The following is a 17,284-nucleotide window of genomic DNA, read 5'->3' on the forward strand; positions in this document are numbered from 1 at the left end:
GTGTGGCGGGTCGAAACCTAATAGCAACGTCAGTTGCGGGCCTCCGAGCTGCAAGAACACCGCCCTACCCACAATCTACAAGCCCCCTCCAATTCTCTACCCCATTCGGCCTGTCGCCCATCCCCCCGAGGCGCAAAGCGCCTGGGCGACAACGCCGGCACCCCTAAAGGCCGCAATAGTTCAGCTCAATCCACAGCCCAATATACCTTCCCGAGCCCATCGCAGTTCGACGCCAGCGGAAACGCAACGAGCTCCGCGAAGTTGCAGCCCGCCGCATGGAGTGGCGTCGGACTGCGCGACCCTTTCGGGTCGCCAAAACTCTGCTCAATTCTTTGCCGGTTCGGGCTGCGCGCTCCGGGGGTGGGCCGAAGGCCCAGCGCGCAAGCCCGGCGATTCCTCGCGGAATCGCGCTACTCGCTCTCGGCCCAAAGCCCGGACAAAAGCTTCAGCCCAAGCACTGCCCCGTGTCCGCCTCACTGCGGCTCCGATCCCGCTCCGCCGCCTTTTTCCGCGCGCCTTGGAAAATCTTATCCAAAAGCGTGGAACGCTTTTGAATGATTTTCCTCCTTAGGCGTGGCGCGCGAGGGATTTCAACCGTCGCCCGCTGGGATTTCATCTCGATTTTGCTCATCGCAAAACGAGCGAAATCCCTCTTTACGTGGGCGGGCGACTTTTTCTACGGGAGGGTACTGCGCTCGGGCCGCGCAGGCCCCACGTCCCGTGGACGGGCGAAACTACGTTTCGCTGCGGCAGCCTCTACCCCATTCTTTGACCGCGACGCCTCAGGCTCCGCAAGACTCAAGCTGCGCCCCTACAGAAAGCTCAGCACCGCCAGCCGGTACGACTCCAGCCCGAACCCCATGATCGAGCCCCTGCACCTCGGCGCGATCAGCGAGACATGCCGGAACTCCTCCCTCGCCAGGATGTTCGAGATATGCACCTCCACCGTCTCCAGACCGCAACCCGCCACCGCTCCCACCGCATCCGCCAGCGCCACCGACGTATGCGTGTACCCCCCCGCATTGAGCACCAGCCCGTCATAATTTTCCCTCGCCCCATGGATCGCATCGATCAACTCCCCCTCCCCGTTCGACTGGAGATAGTCCAACACCGCCCGCCCCTCGAACAGCGTCCGCAACTCCGTCAGGTAATCCTCGAACCCCCGCGAGCCATACACCTCCCGATCGCGCACCCCCAGCAAATTGAGATTCGGCCCGTTGATAATCAATAACTTTTTCATGAAAACACCGATGAGACGTCAAATTTAGTGCAAATTTAGGTAATTTAGCCCCATCCGAGCGTATTTTCGCCCGCCCCGCAACCCGGCAGCACAACTACCCGCGCCCCGCAACCCGCCCCGAACCATGAACACCCCCGATATCCCCGCCGCCTGGCGCCAGTCTCTGGACAACTACCGCGACTACCTCCGTTTCGAGCGGAACCTCTCCCTCCACAGCATCGAAGCCTACCTCCACGACGCCGAGCGCCTCTCCGCCTTTCTGCTCTCCCGCCCCCAGCCCGTCGCCCCCGAAAGCGTCCTTCCCGGCGACATCGAAGCCTTCATGGCCCACCTCTACGACACCGGCGCCGGCGACTCCACCCAGGCCCGCACCCTGAGCGGCATCCGGAGCTTTTTCGCCTACCTCCTCCACGCCGACCGCATCGACACCCTCCCCACCGAACTCATCGACACCCCCCGAATCGCCCGCCGGCTGCCCGACACCCTCTCCTACGACGAAATCCGGCGCATGCTCGACACCATCGACCTGAGCACCCCCCTCGGCCACCGCAACCGCGCCATCCTCGAAGTCCTCTACTGCTGCGGCCTCCGCGTCAGCGAGTTGGTCACCCTCCGTCTGAGCGACCTCTTCACCGACGACGGCGTGATCCGCGTGACCGGGAAAGGCAACAAACAACGCCTCGTCCCCATCGCCCCTCCCGCCCAGCGCCAGCTGGAGCTCTACCTCGACCAGCGCCGCCGGATGCCCGTCCAGTCCGACTCCTCCGACATCGTCTTCCTGAACCGGAACGGCCGCCGGCTCACCCGCGTGATGATCTTCACCATCATCCGCCGCACCGCCTCCGCCGCCGGCATCGCCAAGACCATCAGCCCCCACACCCTGCGCCACTCCTTCGCCACCCACCTGCTCCAGGGCGGCGCCGACATCCGCGCCGTGCAAGAGCTTTTGGGCCACGAATCCATCCTGACCACCGAGATCTACACCCACCTCGAGCTGCGCGACCTTCAGAGCACCATGTCCCTCCACCCGCTCGCCCGCCTCACCCCCGGCGAGAAAAAAGAGCCGCTTGAAACCGAAGAAAAACACACTCCAACAGACTAATTAAAAATATTTTACATCATATAAATCGAGATTGGAAACCGTAACCCTCACCGAACTCCATTTGGAGCCGGCGAGGGTTATTTTCTTCATTTGTACCGGGAAAACAGCCCACAACGTCACACACACATGAAACCACTACGCAGCGATATCAGCACCCGAGGCCGCCGGATGGCCGGCGCACGCAGCCTTTGGCGCGCCAACGGCATGAAAGAGGAGCAGTTCGGCCAGCCCGTGATCGGCATCGTGAACTCCTTCACCCAATTCGTACCCGGTCACACCCACCTGCACCGCATCGGTCAGGAGCTCAAACAGCTCATCGAAGCCGAAGGGTGCTACGCCGCCGAATTCGACACCATCGCCATCGACGACGGCATCGCCATGGGCCACGACGGGATGCTCTACTCCCTGCCCTCGCGCGACCTGATCGCCGACTCCGTGGAATACATGTGCCAGGCCCACACCGTCGACGCCATCGTCTGCATCTCGAACTGCGACAAGATCACCCCCGGGATGCTGATGGCCGCCATGCGGCTGAACATTCCCGCCGTATTCGTGAGCGGCGGCCCGATGGAGGCGGGGGTTGTGGACGGGGAGGCTTATGACCTCATCGACGTGATGGTCAAAGGAGCCGACCCGAGTATATCCGACGCCCAGCTCTCGAAAATCGAGCGCCACGCCTGCCCCACCTGCGGCTCCTGCTCCGGCATGTTCACCGCCAACTCCATGAACTGCCTCACAGAAGCCTTGGGACTTTCGCTACCCGGGAACGGAACGATCGTGGCGACACATAAGAACCGCCGGAAACTCTTCGAAGCCGCCGCGAAACTGATTGTTAAGAACGCCCGCGACTACTATTTCAACGACAACGACAGCGTCCTGCCCCGGTCTATCGCGACCCAACAAGCCTTTCTCAACGCCATGAGCCTCGACATCGCCATGGGTGGGTCGACCAACACCGTGCTGCACCTGTTGGCAGTGGCACAAGAGGCCGGCGTAGACTTCACCATGCGCGACATCGACGCCTTGTCGAGAAAACTGCCCGTGCTGTGTAAAGTGGCCCCCAACCACTCCTCCTATCACATACAGGAAGTCAACCGCGCCGGCGGAATTATGTCCATCCTCGGCATCCTGCTTCGCGCAGGCCTGATCGACGGCAGCGTGAAACGCGCCGACGGCTTGACCCTGGCAGAGGCCGTGGCCCGGTACGATATCGCCAACCTCGGCACCAGCGCCCGGGCCGAAGATACCGAACGTTACCTCTCCGCCCCCGGGAACCGGCCCGAAGTCAACACCGTATTGGGGTCTCAGGACACAATGTACCCCGACTACGACCGGGATCGGGCCGCGGGGTGCATTCGCGACATCGAACACGCTTATATGCGAGACGGCGGGCTGGCAGTGCTCTACGGAAATATTGCGAAAGACGGGTGTATCGTGAAGACCGCCGGCGTCGACGCCTCCATCCTCGTATTCGAAGGGACAGCTCGCGTTTTCGACTCCCAGGAACAGGCCAGCAAAGGGATATTGGACGGGACTGTCAAGGCAGGAGACGTCGTGATTATCCGCTACGAAGGGCCGCGGGGCGGGCCGGGGATGCAAGAGATGCTCTACCCCACCTCCTACCTCAAGACCGTCAAACTCGACAAGGCATGCGCCCTGCTGACCGACGGCCGGTTTTCCGGCGGGACATCGGGACTCTCGATCGGCCACTGCTCGCCCGAAGCCGCCGCAGGCGGCCTGATCGCCGCCGTCGAAGACGGCGATAAAATTCGGATCGACATTCCCAACCGCTCCATATCCTTAGTCGTAGCCGACGACATTTTGGCCCGGCGCATGGAACACATCCGGTCGAACGGCGGCTTCCGCCCCCACCGGGAACGCACCGTGAGCAAAGCCCTGCGCGCCTATGCCCACATGGTCTCCTCCGCCGACAAAGGCGCCGTCCGGATCGTCGAGTAGACCCACATCAAACACCAGAGCGACAGAATCATGAGATATACCGAAAAAGCCCGCATCACCGGCGCCGAAGCCCTCCTCTCCTCCCTGATCAACCAGGGCGTCGAGACCGTCTTCGGCTACCCCGGCGGGAGCATCACCCCCGTTTACGACCGGCTTCAGGACTACCCCGAACTGCGTCACCTCCTGACGCGGCACGAGCAGGGCGCCGTTCACGCCGCCCAAGGCTACGCCCGCGTCTCGAACCGGACCGGCGTCTGCATGGCCACCTCGGGACCGGGGGCGACCAATTTGCTGACCGGGATCGCCGACGCCATGCTCGACTCCACCCCGATCGTCTGCCTCTCCGCACAAGTACCATCAACGGCCTTGGGAACCGACTTTTTCCAAGAGGCCGATATGATCAATATGACCGTGCCGATCACCAAGTGGAACTACCAGGTGACCCGCTTCGACGAGATCGTGCCCACCATCGCCAAGGCATTCTATATCGCCGGATCGGGCCGTCCCGGGCCCGTATACATCGAATTCACCAAAGACGCCTTGACCGCCATCGGCGACTACCGTTGGGAACCCTGCACCGGCATCCGGAGCTACCACCCCAATCCGGCCATCGATCCCGACGCCGTGCGCGACGCCCTCGCCCTGCTCAACGAAGCCGAACGGCCTTTGATCCTCGTAGGGAACGGCGTGAAGATTTCCGGCGCCGAACAGGAAGTCCTGCAACTCGCCGAAGCAGGAAATATTCCCGTGGCCTCGACCCTGATGGGGCTTTCGAGCATCCCGAGCGACCATCCTTTATATATAGGTATGGTCGGCATGCACGGGAACGTAGCCGGTAACCTCATGACCCAGGAAGCCGATCTGCTGCTCGCCGTCGGCATGCGTTTCAGCGACCGCGTGACCGGCAACCTGAAGACCTACGCCCCGAAAGCGAAAGTGATCCACATCGAGATCGACCCCGTCGAGATCGACAAGAACGTCCACACCGACCTCGCCCTGCTCGGCGACGCCCGCGAAGCCCTGACCGCTTTGCTCAACGCCGGCGATATCGTCCGGAAACCCCGCGAAGCTTGGTTTGCCCAGGCCGCCGACCATGCCGCCGTCGAAGAAGAGCGCGTCATCCGGCGCCAGCTGCAGCCCGAGCGGGATACACTGACCATGGGCGAGACCGTCCGCGCCGTGGCCGAAGCCTCCGGCGGCGAAGCCGTCGTCGTGACCGACGTCGGCCAGCACCAGATGATGGCCGCCCGTTACTCGCTATACAAACACACCCGGAGCTTAGTGACCTCCGGCGGTTTGGGGACTATGGGATACGGTCTTCCCGCCGCCATCGGCGCGAAAGTCGCCCTCGACGAAGCCGCCCGGCGGGATGGAGAGACACACGGGCGCGACGTAGTCGTCTTCCTCGGCGACGGCGGTTTCCAGATGACCATGCAAGAGCTCGGCACCATCATCCACTGGGGGATTCCTGTCAAGATCGTTGTTTTGAACAACACCTTCCTCGGCATGGTACGCCAGTGGCAGCAGCTGTTTATGGAGAGACGCTACAACGCCACCGAGCTCGTGAACCCCGACTTCGTCCGGATCGCCGGCGCCTACGATATTCCCGCCCGTCGCGTGATTGATCGGAGCGAGCTGCAGGCAGCCGTTCGGGAGATGTTCGCCACCCCCGGCCCCTACTTTTTGGAAGTCGCCGTGGGGAAAGAAGACAACGTCTTTCCGATGATCCCCGGCGGCGCCTCATTGGACGAGCTGCTCTACAGCGAGTGACCGGCGTCATTAGACAGCTGCGCGAAACTGAGAACTGGGGCGAGGCTGGTAGTGGAAATGCGTAAGCATTTCCCGTCCACGGGACGTGGGGCCCGCGCGGCCCGAGCGCAGTACCCTCCTGTAGTCAAAGACGCGCGCCCCGCCTAAAGAAGCGATTCAATCATTTCGGCGGTAAGCCGAAATAGAATGAATTGCGCAAGGCGCGCGAAAAAAGGACTGGGGCACCGGTAGCTTTAGGATGCGCAAGCATCCTCTAAAGTTTTTTTGGTTCTTTTTGTTCACAAAAAGAACAGTTCTGTCCGGCACACAGCTCGACGCGCGCCACGCCTTAAGGAGCGATTCAGCGATTTCGGCAATAGCCGAATATAGATGAATCGCGCAGGCGCGCGAAACAGGGCATTGGGCCGAGACGGCCAGTCAGCAAATGCGCGCCCCGCCTTAAAAGGGAAATCGTTCAAACACGATTGCGTGTTTGAACAAGATTTCCCAAGGCGCGCAACAACAACTCAGGCCCGCCCGATGTATAAAAAAGTTTATACATTTTGCTGCAATTTTTAAACATAAAGTATAAAAGTTGTAACAATGTTTAAACTTTCCGCGAATAACAGACCTTACGAACTGAATACCAACCCCTTCGATTGCAACATAGCCCCGTAATCGACCAACCACAGAGAAGCCATGGCACCCACCCGCGACACCGATCCCACGATCCGCGAATATATCGTGACCGTCTTCACCGAGAACCAAGTCGGCGTACTGGGCCGCATCACCTCCATCTTCACCCGGCGCAAGATCAACATCGAGAGCCTGAAAGTCAGCGAGACCCCGGTCAAAGGCATCAGCATGTTCACCATCCACGCCTTCACCACCGAAGACACCGCCCGCCGCGTCCTGAGCAGCATCGAGCGGATCGTCGAAGTGCTCCGCGCCGACAAATACCGCTCCGACGAACTGACCGCCCAGCAGATCGCCCTCTACAAAGTATCGCCCGACGCCTTCCGCCACAACGGAAACGCCTGTCTGAAAGCGTATAACGCCCGCGTGATCGAAGTCGACCCCGACTACATCGTCCTCGAACGCACCGGCACCAAAGAAGAGATCGAGAGCCTGCGCGACTACCTGCAAACCGGCGGCATGCTCCTTCAATTCACCCGCTCCGAGAACCTCGTCCTGCACGACACCTCCGTGGAAAACGTCCTCGGCCAGCTCGCCGCAGGCGAATGATCCGGCACCTTTCGCCCGAACCGATTTTTCATGTAATAAAAAGGCCCGATTCATCGCAACTTCGCCGATAAATCCCTACCTTTAACCCCTCGGAAACAAAACCCGAAACACACAAAACAAGACATATCAACCAACCAAAAACAATGGCAAAAATCAATTTCGGAGGCGTGGAAGAAAGCGTCGTCACACGCGAAGAATTCCCCCTGAGCAAAGCGGCAGAAATCCTGAAAGACGAGACCATCGCCGTGATCGGTTACGGCGTACAAGGCCCCGGCCAGTCCATGAACCTGCGCGACAACGGTTTCAACGTGATCGTCGGCCAGCGCAAGAACTCCAAGAGCTGGGACAAAGCCGTCGCCGACGGCTGGGTACCCGGCAAGACCCTGTTCGAAATCGAAGAAGCCTGCCAGCGCGGGACCATCATCCAATTCCTCCTCTCCGACGCCGGCCAGATCGCCCTCTGGCCCACCGTCAAGAAACACCTGACGCCGGGTAAGGCTTTGTACTTCTCGCACGGCTTCGGCATCACCTATAAAGAAAAGACCGGCATCGTGCCGCCCGCCGATGTCGACGTCATCCTCGTCGCACCGAAAGGGTCGGGGACATCGCTGCGTCGGATGTTCGTCGCCGGACGCGGCTTGAACTCCAGCTTCGCCGTCTTCCAGGACGCCACCGGACGCGCCAAAGACCGTGTGCTCGCTCTCGGGATCGGCGTCGGGTCGGGCTACCTCTTCGAAACCGACTTCAAACGCGAAGTCTACTCCGACCTGACCGGCGAACGCGGGACATTGATGGGCGCTATCCAGGGGATCTTTGCCGCACAGTACCAGGTGCTGCGCGAACATGGGCACACCCCGTCCGAAGCCTTCAACGAAACCATCGAAGAGCTGACCCAGTCGCTGATGCCACTCGTGGCAGAGAACGGGATGGACTGGATGTACGCCAACTGCTCCACCACCGCACAGCGCGGGGCATTGGACTGGTGGAAGCCCTTCCGGGACGCAACGCTGCCGGTATTCCAGAAACTTTATAGCGAGGTAGCTAACGGGAACGAAGCGCAGCGTTCGATCGACTGCAACTCGAAACCCGACTACCGCGAAGGGCTCGAAAAAGAGCTCAAAGAGTTGCGCGAGAGCGAGATGTGGCAGGCAGGGATGACCGTGCGCAAATTGCGTCCGGAGAACAACAAATAGATATCTATCTATCTGACAAACAAATAATTAGGGGTTGGATTCTAAGCGAAATCCAACCCCTAATGCTATAATCGCACCGCCCGCCCCCAATACTCCCCTCCCCCGCTCGAAAAACGACCGTCTTTTCCATCGCCGGAAAGCCGAAAAAACCGTATCTTGCAATCGGTCACCGACAGGCATGACCCAATCCCTATGCACCAACCCATCCCAACCATGAACCTCCTCCGCCACCTACCCCTCAACGCCAGCCTGCTCCTCCTGCTGCTGACCGGATGCGTTCCAAAAACCCGCGTGACCTCGCCCGACGGACGGAACACCGTCCGCTTCGGTCTCGACTCGGACGGACGGCCCACCTACGCCGTCGAACGCGACGGAAAGCCTCTGATCCTCCCCTCCCTTCTCGGCATCGCGACCCGCGAAACCCATCCGACCCCCTTCACCGCCACCTCCATCCGGCACACCACCGCCGACCAGCTCTGGGAACAGCCCTGGGGCGAAAACAAAACCCTCCGGAACCACTACAACGAGATGACCGTCACCCTCTCCTCCCCGGACGAACCGGACGGTCTGACCCTGCGCTTCCGCGCCTACGACGACGGCATCGCCTTCCGCTACGAGCTGAACCGACCCGACTCGCTGACCGTCACCGACGAACTGACCGAATTCCGCGTGGCCGGCGACGGCCTCTCCTGGTCCATCCCCGGCAACTTCGAGACCTACGAACTCGAATACCGGCGGCAGCCGATCTCGGCCGTCGCCGACGCCAACACCCCCTTCACCTTCCGCACCTCCACCGCCACCTACGGCTCGATCCACGAAGCCGCCCTGTACGACTATCCCGAGATGATCCTCCGGCGCGACAGCGCCTCCGGCCCCCTTCGCACCTCCCTCGCCCCGCTGCCCGACGGCACGAAAGCCCACATCCCCGGCCGGTTCGTCACCCCCTGGCGCACCGTCCAGCTCGGCGACCGCGCCGTCGACCTCATCAACTCCTCGCTGATACTCAACCTGAACGAGCCCTCGAAAATCTCCGACCCCTCCTGGATCACGCCACAGAAATACGTCGGCGTCTGGTGGGGGATGCACCTCGGCACCCAAGTCTGGACCCTCGGCCCGCGCCACGGAGCGACCACCGAAAACGCCCTCCGACATATCGACTTCGCCGCCGCCAACAACATCCAGGGCGTTCTGTTCGAAGGGTGGAACCAGGGTTGGGAGAACTGGGGCGGCAACCAGCATTTCAGTTACACCGATCCCTACCCCGACTTCGATCTGGAGCGGATCGCCGCCTACGCCCGCGAGAAAGGCATCGAGCTCTGGATGCACAACGAGACCGGCGGCAACATCCCCGAATACGAAGCCGAAATGGAACGCGCCATGGCCCGCTATGCCGAATTGGGTGTCCACACCCTCAAGACCGGCTACGCCGGCGGCTTCCGGGGCGGTTACTCGCACCACTCGCAATACGGCGTACAGCACTACCAGCGCGTCGTAGAGACCGCCGCCCGGTACCGGCTGATGCTCGACGTGCACGAACCGATCAAAGAGACCGGCATCCGACGCACATGGCCCAACATGATGACCCGCGAAGGAGCCCGCGGAATGGAATGGAACGCCTGGAGCGCAGGCAACTCGGCCGAATACCTGACCACTCTGCCCTTCGTGCGCCTGTTGAGCGGCCCGATGGACTACACCCCCGGCATCTTCGACCTCGACTACTCGAGAGCCAAATCCGACCCCGGCCGGATCGAATGGAACGGCCCGAACGCCCACTGCCGCATCCGGACGACCCTCACCCGCCAGATCGCCAACTGGGTCATCCTCTACTCGCCGTTGCAGATGGCCGCCGACCTGATCGAGAACTACGACGGTCATCCGGCCTTCCGGTTTTTCCGCGACTTCGACGCCGACTGCGATTGGTCGGCAGCCTTGCAGGGCGAGATCGGCGAATACATCGTCACCGTCCGTCGCGCCGGCGACCGCTACTTTCTCGGAGCCGGAACGAACGACCGGCCGCGGACGCTGACCCAGCGGCTCGACTTTCTGACACCCGGCACGACCTATACCGCCGTCATCTACGCCGATGCCCCCGACTCCGGCGAGCACCCCGGGCACTACCGGATCGAAGAACGCACCGTGACGGCAGCCGACACGCTCGAAATCGCGATGGCCGCGCGAGGAGGCGCAGCCGTCACCTTCCTGCCCCGGGACAAATAAAAAGAGCCGGGGGAAACACGTCCCGCCAACGGCACGGTTTCCCCCGGCAAAATGCCAACAACCAGAGACTTTAGAGCTCCGAGAGCTCCAGCCAGCGCATCGACTTGGCATCGATTTCGTCGATCAGCGCCGCGATACGCTCCGACTTGGCCATCAGCTCGTCCGCCGAGAGCGTCCCGCTGCTCATCTCCGTCTCCAGCGCCGCCTTCTCCGCCTCCAGCCGCGGAATCTCCTCGCCCAGCAGCTCGAACTCCCGTTTCTCGTTGAACGACAGCTTTCCCTTGACCCGCTCCTTGGGCCTCTCCGCCGCCGGAACCACCCCCTTGGGAACCGCCGGAACCGCTTTGGACGCAGCCGCTCTCTCCGCCTCCCGCTCCTTCTGCCGGGCGCGGTAATCCGTATAGTTTCCCGGGAAATCCTCGATCCGCCCCTCTCCGCGGAACACCAGCAGGTGATCCGCCACCTTGTCCATGAAATAGCGGTCGTGCGACACCACGATCAGACAGCCCGAAAACGCCGCCAGATACTCCTCCAGCACATTGAGCGTCCGGATATCCAGGTCGTTCGTCGGCTCGTCCAGCACCAGGAAGTTCGGATTCGCCATCAGAATCGTGCAGAGATAGAGCCTCCGCCGTTCGCCCCCGCTCAGCTTCGCCACATAGTCGTACTGCGCCTGCCGCGAGAAGAGGAACCGCGTCAGCAACTGCGACGCGCTGATCTGCTTGCCATCACTCAAGGTGATATTCTCCGAAATGGCCGTAATGATATCGATCACCCTCGCCTGCGGATCGAACTCCATCCCCTGCTGGCTGTAATAGCCGAACCGCACCGTCTCGCCGACGTCGACCACCCCGCTGTCGACCGGTTCGAGCCCGAGGAGCATCTTGATGAAAGTCGACTTCCCCGTTCCGTTGTTCCCCACAATCCCCATCTTCTCGTATCGCGCGAAGAGGTAGCTGAAGTCGTCGAGAATCACCCGCTCGCCGAACCGTTTGAAGAGGTGCAGCGCCTCGAAAATCTTCTTTCCGATATAGGTCTGCCGCACGTCTAACTGCACCTCCGCCTCGCTGCGCCGCACGTGCGCCTTCTCTTTGATATCCTGAAAGGCATCGATGCGGTACTTGGCCTTTCCCGACCGCGCCGACGGCGTGCGGCGTATCCATTCCAGCTCCCTGCGGTAGAGGTTTTTCATCCTCGCCACCGTCGCGTCCGCCGCGTCGAGCCGCTCCTGGCGCTTTTCGAGGTAGTAGCTGTAATTGCCCTTGTAGCTGTAGATTCTGCGGTCGTCGATTTCGAGGATTTCGTTGCAGACCCGGTCGAGGAAGTAGCGGTCGTGGGTCACCATCAGCAGACTCATGCGCCGCCCGACAAGGTACTCCTCCAGCCACTCCATCATTTCGAGGTCGAGGTGGTTGGTCGGCTCGTCGAGGATCAGCAGTTCGGGTTCGACGATCAGCGCCGCGGCCAGCGCCACCCGCTTGAGCTGTCCGCCGGAAAGGGTTTCGACCCGCTGTTCGAGGTCCGTGATCTGCAACCGTCCGAGAATCTGCTTGGCCCGCTGTTCGAAGTCCCACGCCCCGAGCGCCTCCATCCGGGGAAACAGGGCGTCGAGCGCCGCCGCATCGTTCCGGGCCAGAGCCTGTTCGTACTGCGCCAAAGTCCTGACGGTTTCGTTTTCGCCGTGGAAACAGGCCTCCAGCACCGTCGTCCCGGCCGGAAACTGCGGATTCTGTTCCAGATAGCCGACCCTCAGGTCGCGCCGGAAGACCACCGCCCCGCTGTCATAGTCCATCCGTCCGGCAATGATATTGAGCAGCGTGGTCTTTCCTGCCCCGTTGGCCGCGATCAGCCCGATGCGCTCCCCCTCGCTGATGCCGAAGGTGATGTTTTCGAACAGCGTGCGTTCTCCGAACGATTTGGTGAGCGCCTCTACCTGGAGATGGATAGCCATATGATTTACAGTTGCGGTATTTCGTGGATAAAACGGTAGCTTCGTGCGGCGTGGTCGATCTCGCAGCAATAGTGCTGCAATCCGTTGGTCACCACCAGATAAGGAACGCCGAGACGGATGTTATAGTGCGCCACCTGGTTGAAGACCTCCTGCGTGATGGCGACCGCGGCGGCTTTGCACTCGACGACGAGCTGCGGTTGGGCCTGCCGGGAGTAGACGACGATGTCGGCGCGCAGGGAGAAGCCGTCGATACGCAACGGCTGTTCCTGCACGATGCGATAGGGATCGATGCCCCGGCTCCCGGTCAGAAAGCGGATAAAGTGCTGCCTGACCCACTCTTCCGGCGTGAGCACGAGCCATTTGCGCCGCAAAGCGTCCCACACTTCGGGTTTCGGCCCCACGTCCCTGAGCTTCAGTCCGGCATCGGGCAGGTTGAGTGCAGGATATTTTTCGGGATCGAGCATCATAGGGGTGCAAAATAACGAAAATTTCGGGGCTTTTCTGCCTCTATTCGGAATCAGGAGGGTGGAAAACCAGACAAGTGCCTCGCCCCCGTTTATTCCGAGAGGCAACGCAACAGAAAACCGTAGGCGCGGCTGCCCGAGTTGCTGGGATTGAGGCCTTGCGCACTGAAATTCAAGAACACACCGCTGGCGTTGCTGATGGCAAACGACCAGCCGTACCCGTAATAGCCGACGTTCGTCAGTGCACCTAATTGTCCATTGTTGCCTGCGTCGCGGAAGCCCGGGGCGGTTTCGTTTATTCCGAGAGGCAACGCAACTGAAAACCGTAGGCGCGGCTGTGCGCGTTGCTAAGACCGAGGTACGTCACGCCGAAATCCAAGTACACCCCGTTGCTGCCGCTCACCGACGACGAGTAGCTGAACCCGTGGTGGCCGACGTACACCAGATCGCCTAACCGTCCAAAATTGCCTGCGTCGCGGAAGCCCGGCGCGGGGCTTTCCGTTTATTCCGAGAGGCAACGCAACTGAAAACTGTGGGCACGGTGGTTTGTGCTGCTGGGGCCGAGACCCTGCGTGTCGAACCACAAAAACTGCCCGTAGACACCCTTCACTTCAGACGACCAACTGTAGCCACCGTTGCTGTAGCCGCCCGGTGTGCCTGAGGCGTTGCCGCGGTAGCCCGGGGCGGCTCTTCGAGCCGCAAGAGTTCTGCTAATACCGTTTCGGGCTGCGCGCTCCGGGGGTGGGCCGAAGGCCCAGCGCGCAAGCCCGGCGATTCTACGAATCGCGCTACTCGCTTTCGGCCCAAAGCACAATCCTGTGTTTGCCTCACTGCGGCTCCGCTGTCGCTCCGCCGCGTTCTTTGTTCGCGCGCCTTGGGAAATCCAGTCAAAACGTGCCGGCACATTTTGACGATTTTCCTTTTCAGGCGTGGCGCGCGGTCGAGCTCTGAACCGGATAGAACTGCCCTGCGCGGGCGGCGTCCGGGTGACCCCGGCGGGACAGAGCGATACTACGTATCGCTAACCTGTTTGCTTCACCCTATTCTTTGCCCGCGCGCTTGGGAAAATCTTATTCAAAAGCGTGGTGCGCTTTTGAATGATTTTCCCGTTAAGGCGACAGCGCGCGGTCGAGCATCAACTGCCCTCGGGCCGGGCAGGCCCCACGTCCCGTGGACGGGAAATGCTGGCGCATTTCCACTTATCAGTTCGGCCCAACTCCTTCCCCGTTCTCTGTCCGCGCGCCTCGGAAAATATTTTCTTTCGGTCTACCGCCGATCATACCTGTGTCCGATCGTCTTCCAGTCCACCAGATCCCAATAATTGGCGATGTATTCCGTACGACGGTTGCGATAATCGAGATAGTAGGCATGTTCCCAGACATCCAGCCCCAGCAGAGGAGTCAGACCGTAACGCAGCGGATTGCCGGCATTGGCATCCGTCGTGATACGCAGATTCCCCGCCCGATCGGTCGCCAGCCACGCCCATCCCGAACCGAACAGACCGGCAGCCGCTTTGGCGAACTGCGCCTTGAAGCCGTCGAACGAGCCGAAATCGCGATCGATCGCCTCGGCCAGTTTTCCGGAAGGTCGAGACTGCGGCGTCGGCGAGAGTCCCAGGAAAAACAGCTCGTGATTCAGCGCCTGTCCCGCATTGTTGAAGATCGGCCCGTCGGGCGCCTTGCGAACCAGCTCTTCCAGCGAAAGAACCGCATACGGCGTACCCGGAATCAGCGCATTCAGGTTATCCAGATAAGCCTGATAGTGCTTGCCGTAGTGGAATTCGAGCGTTTCGCGACTCATCTTCGGCGCCAGCGCATCGAGTGCATAAGGCAGTTCCGGAAGCCGGTGTTTCGGAGCCGCCTGCGCGAAAGCGTCGGCAGTCCAGAGTCCCAGCAACGCGAAAACGGCGATTAAAAAATGCTTTTTCATAACTCCTGCAATAGATGATTTGAATGAACCGACTCGCAAACCGCATGCCACACCGAGACATTTTCCTCCGGCCGCCGCGAAATTTCGGACGAAGAGAGTATATTTACGGCCCGGACAAGCCCGCCAGACCTCCCCCCGACGCGGAATCCCGGCCGGTTCGACAAAATAAAACCGGCCGGCAAACGTTTGTTATTAGAAATCAATAGAAAAAGACCATCCATGACCCTTCTTTTTCTCCTCGTGTCGCTGTTCGTCCTGTTCCTGCCCGACCTCTACATCTGGTTCGCCTTCGTACGCCGGAACGTGGGGAGGGGATGGAAGATCGTCTACTGGATTCCGACCCTCCTGGCACTCGCCGCATTGAGCTGTTGGCTGGGCGGGCTGTACCACGACGGCGTGACCCGTCTGTTTTTCGGTCTGCTGATGTGCATTGCCGTCCCGAAACTGATTTTCGTTTTGTGTTCGCTGGCCGGACGAGGCATCGGGCTGCTCGTACCCCATGCCGGACGGGTCGGGACGGCAATCGGAGCCGTCGCGGCGATCGCCGTCTGCGCCGCATGCTGCTACGGCTTCACCCGCGGATGGAAACGGCTGGTCGTACAGGAAACCACGATCCTTTCGAGTGAACTGCCCCCGGCTTTCGACGGCTATCGCATCGTCCACCTCTCCGACCTCCACATAGGGACTTTCGGCGGCGACACCGCCTACGTCCGGCAGCTCGTGGAGCGGGTCAATGCCCTGCGGCCCGACCTGATCCTCTTCACGGGCGACTTAGTGAACGCCTCGACCGACGAACTCGACCCGTACGTCGGGATTCTGTCGCAGCTCCGGGCACCGGACGGAGTCTGTTCGGTGCTCGGCAACCACGACTATTGCACCTACCGGCGTTACGACCGTCCGGACGGCGCCGCGCGCAACACGGCCGAACTGATCCGCCGACAGGGAGAGATGGGCTGGGAAGTGCTGCTGAACGAGCACCGCACCGTCCGGCGCGGCAGAGACAGCCTCTTCGTGATCGGTGTGGAGAACGACAGCCGTCCGCCCTTTCCGTCGCGGGGCGACCTCCCGCAGGCGCTGCGCGGCGTACCGGAGGGGGCCTTCAAGATCCTGCTGAGCCACGACCCCAGCCACTGGCGGCGCGAAGTACTCCCCGCGAGCAACATCCAGCTCACCCTCTCGGGTCACACCCACGCCATGCAGTTGAAAGTGGGCCGTTTTTCACCCTCGCGGTGGAGCTATCCGGAGTGGGGCGGGCTGTATCGCGAAGGAGACCGGCAACTGTTCGTTTCGCTGGGACTCGGCGGCACGATTCCGTTCCGGTTCGGCGCCTGGCCCGAGATCGACCTGCTGATCCTGCGCCGCGAGAATCGGCCGGAAAATACTAACTTAGCGCAATGAACGCTTCATTATCGGCTTCGTCCGTCTGGGAGACCCTGAGAACGATCGCCGACCGCCCGGGCCACGGCCCGCTCGCCGAAGTCTCGCGCCTCATCTCGTTCCGTCCGTACGAGACCTACGGCCCGCACCGCCACCGCCGCATCGAGATCAACTATATCAAAAAAGGGAACTGCATCCTGCGGCTGGCGAACGGGAGCGCCAGCTTCAAACAGGACGAAACGATGCTGATCGGTTCGGACGTCGAACACTACTTCGAGGCCGGCTCCGAGGGAGCGACCCTCATCCAGCTCGAATTCCACCCCGACATCCTCGGCCGGCCGGAGCAGGGACTTCCGCCGCTCCCGGGCACCGAGGGCGGAGTGACACGCATCGCCAACAACCTCCGCATCATGCGCGCCGTGCAACGCATCGTCAACGAGCTGGACGAGCGGCAGGAGGAGTACGAACCGCTGGTGCTGCTCTACTACACCGAACTGCTGATCCTGCTGCGCCGCTACCTGAACCGCACCTCCCTCTCGATCGGTTCCGACCCGGCCATGCAGTCCGCCCTGGCGACGATCCACACCCGTTTCGCCGATCCCCTCGCCATATCCGACGTGGCGGCCGAAGCCGGTGTCAGCAGCCGCTACCTGCGCAAGCTCTTCGATCGGAACCTGAACCTCTCGCCGCTCGAATACCTGACCCGGGTGCGGGTCGACCGCGCGGTCGAACTGCTCCGGAACACCGAGATGTCGGTCAAGGAGGTGGCATTCGCCTGCGGCTTCCGGTCGCCCCAGTATTTCGCCCGCGTATTCCGGCAACAGACCGGCCGGGCACCCAAAAGCCTGACCCGATAGA

Annotated in this window: 14 protein-coding genes; 8 read left to right on the forward strand and 6 right to left on the reverse strand. The window is 61.4% G+C overall.

The features are described 5' to 3' along the window. Nucleotides 1-811: 811 nt before the first annotated feature. Complete coding sequence (locus QZ292_RS00880; protein WP_294596481.1) at nucleotides 812-1,240, reverse strand: type II 3-dehydroquinate dehydratase; 429 nt, start codon at nucleotides 1,238-1,240, stop codon at nucleotides 812-814. Nucleotides 1,241-1,364: 124 nt separating this feature from the next. On the opposite strand from QZ292_RS00880, the gene QZ292_RS00885 reads away from it, so the two are divergent. The 6 genes from QZ292_RS00885 (at nucleotide 1,365) to QZ292_RS00910 (ending at nucleotide 10,705) form a co-directional block, all read left to right on the forward strand. Beyond that, nucleotides 1,365-2,342: a site-specific tyrosine recombinase gene (locus QZ292_RS00885; RefSeq protein ID WP_294596484.1), complete on the forward strand. Its 978-nt coding sequence runs from the start codon at nucleotides 1,365-1,367 to the stop codon at nucleotides 2,340-2,342. A gap of 126 nt (nucleotides 2,343-2,468) precedes the next feature. After that, the gene (ilvD, locus tag QZ292_RS00890) at nucleotides 2,469-4,301 is read left to right on the forward strand and encodes a dihydroxy-acid dehydratase (RefSeq protein ID WP_294596487.1); all 1,833 of its coding nucleotides are present in this window, start codon (nucleotides 2,469-2,471) and stop codon (nucleotides 4,299-4,301) included. A 30-nt stretch (nucleotides 4,302-4,331) separates the two neighbouring features. Beyond that, nucleotides 4,332-6,071 carry a biosynthetic-type acetolactate synthase large subunit gene (ilvB, locus tag QZ292_RS00895; RefSeq protein WP_294596490.1) on the forward strand — a complete coding sequence of 580 codons (1,740 nt, stop codon included), beginning with the start codon at nucleotides 4,332-4,334 and terminating at the stop codon, nucleotides 6,069-6,071. Nucleotides 6,072-6,749: 678 nt separating this feature from the next. Next, nucleotides 6,750-7,295, forward strand: a complete 546-nt coding sequence (ilvN, locus tag QZ292_RS00900) for an acetolactate synthase small subunit (RefSeq protein ID WP_294596493.1) — start codon at nucleotides 6,750-6,752, stop codon at nucleotides 7,293-7,295. A 143-nt stretch (nucleotides 7,296-7,438) separates the two neighbouring features. Continuing rightward, nucleotides 7,439-8,488, forward strand: a complete 1,050-nt coding sequence (ilvC, locus tag QZ292_RS00905) for a ketol-acid reductoisomerase (protein WP_294596496.1) — start codon at nucleotides 7,439-7,441, stop codon at nucleotides 8,486-8,488. 213 nt (nucleotides 8,489-8,701) lie between these two features. After that, complete coding sequence (locus tag QZ292_RS00910) at nucleotides 8,702-10,705, forward strand: glycoside hydrolase family 97 protein (RefSeq protein ID WP_294596500.1); 2,004 nt, start codon at nucleotides 8,702-8,704, stop codon at nucleotides 10,703-10,705. 70 nt (nucleotides 10,706-10,775) lie between these two features. Here QZ292_RS00910 and QZ292_RS00915 read toward each other — a convergent pair whose 3' ends face one another. The 5 genes from QZ292_RS00915 to QZ292_RS00935 form a co-directional block, all read right to left on the reverse strand. After that, complete coding sequence (locus QZ292_RS00915) at nucleotides 10,776-12,656, reverse strand: ABC-F family ATP-binding cassette domain-containing protein (RefSeq protein ID WP_294596504.1); 1,881 nt, start codon at nucleotides 12,654-12,656, stop codon at nucleotides 10,776-10,778. Between the two features lie 5 nt (nucleotides 12,657-12,661). Further along, nucleotides 12,662-13,123: a type I restriction enzyme HsdR N-terminal domain-containing protein gene (locus QZ292_RS00920; RefSeq protein ID WP_294596507.1), complete on the reverse strand. Its 462-nt coding sequence runs from the start codon at nucleotides 13,121-13,123 to the stop codon at nucleotides 12,662-12,664. Between the two features lie 89 nt (nucleotides 13,124-13,212). Next, a complete protein-coding gene (locus tag QZ292_RS00925) occupies nucleotides 13,213-13,431 on the reverse strand; it encodes a hypothetical protein (protein ID WP_294596510.1) in 219 nt (72 codons plus the stop codon). Beyond that, on the reverse strand, nucleotides 13,416-13,562 hold the full coding sequence (locus tag QZ292_RS00930) for a hypothetical protein (protein WP_294596513.1): 147 nt from the start codon (nucleotides 13,560-13,562) through the stop codon (nucleotides 13,416-13,418). The genes QZ292_RS00925 and QZ292_RS00930 overlap by 16 nt, the downstream gene beginning before the upstream one ends. 824 nt (nucleotides 13,563-14,386) lie before the next feature. Beyond that, nucleotides 14,387-15,049 (reverse strand): superoxide dismutase, encoded by a 663-nt coding sequence (locus QZ292_RS00935; RefSeq protein ID WP_294596515.1) that lies wholly within the window; start codon nucleotides 15,047-15,049, stop codon nucleotides 14,387-14,389. A gap of 219 nt (nucleotides 15,050-15,268) precedes the next feature. Between QZ292_RS00935 and QZ292_RS00940 the strand changes: the two genes are divergently transcribed. Together QZ292_RS00940 and QZ292_RS00945 are read left to right on the forward strand one after the other, a co-directional pair. Beyond that, nucleotides 15,269-16,447, forward strand: coding sequence for a metallophosphoesterase (locus QZ292_RS00940; RefSeq protein ID WP_294596518.1), 1,179 nt, complete (start codon nucleotides 15,269-15,271; stop codon nucleotides 16,445-16,447). Next, nucleotides 16,444-17,283, forward strand: coding sequence for a helix-turn-helix domain-containing protein (locus QZ292_RS00945; protein WP_294596521.1), 840 nt, complete (start codon nucleotides 16,444-16,446; stop codon nucleotides 17,281-17,283). The genes QZ292_RS00940 and QZ292_RS00945 overlap by 4 nt, the downstream gene beginning before the upstream one ends. Nucleotide 17,284 lies beyond the last annotated feature (1 nt).

Origin of the sequence: uncultured Rikenella sp. (assembly GCF_910577125.1) — a bacterium.
Taxonomy (GTDB): domain Bacteria; phylum Bacteroidota; class Bacteroidia; order Bacteroidales; family Rikenellaceae; genus Rikenella.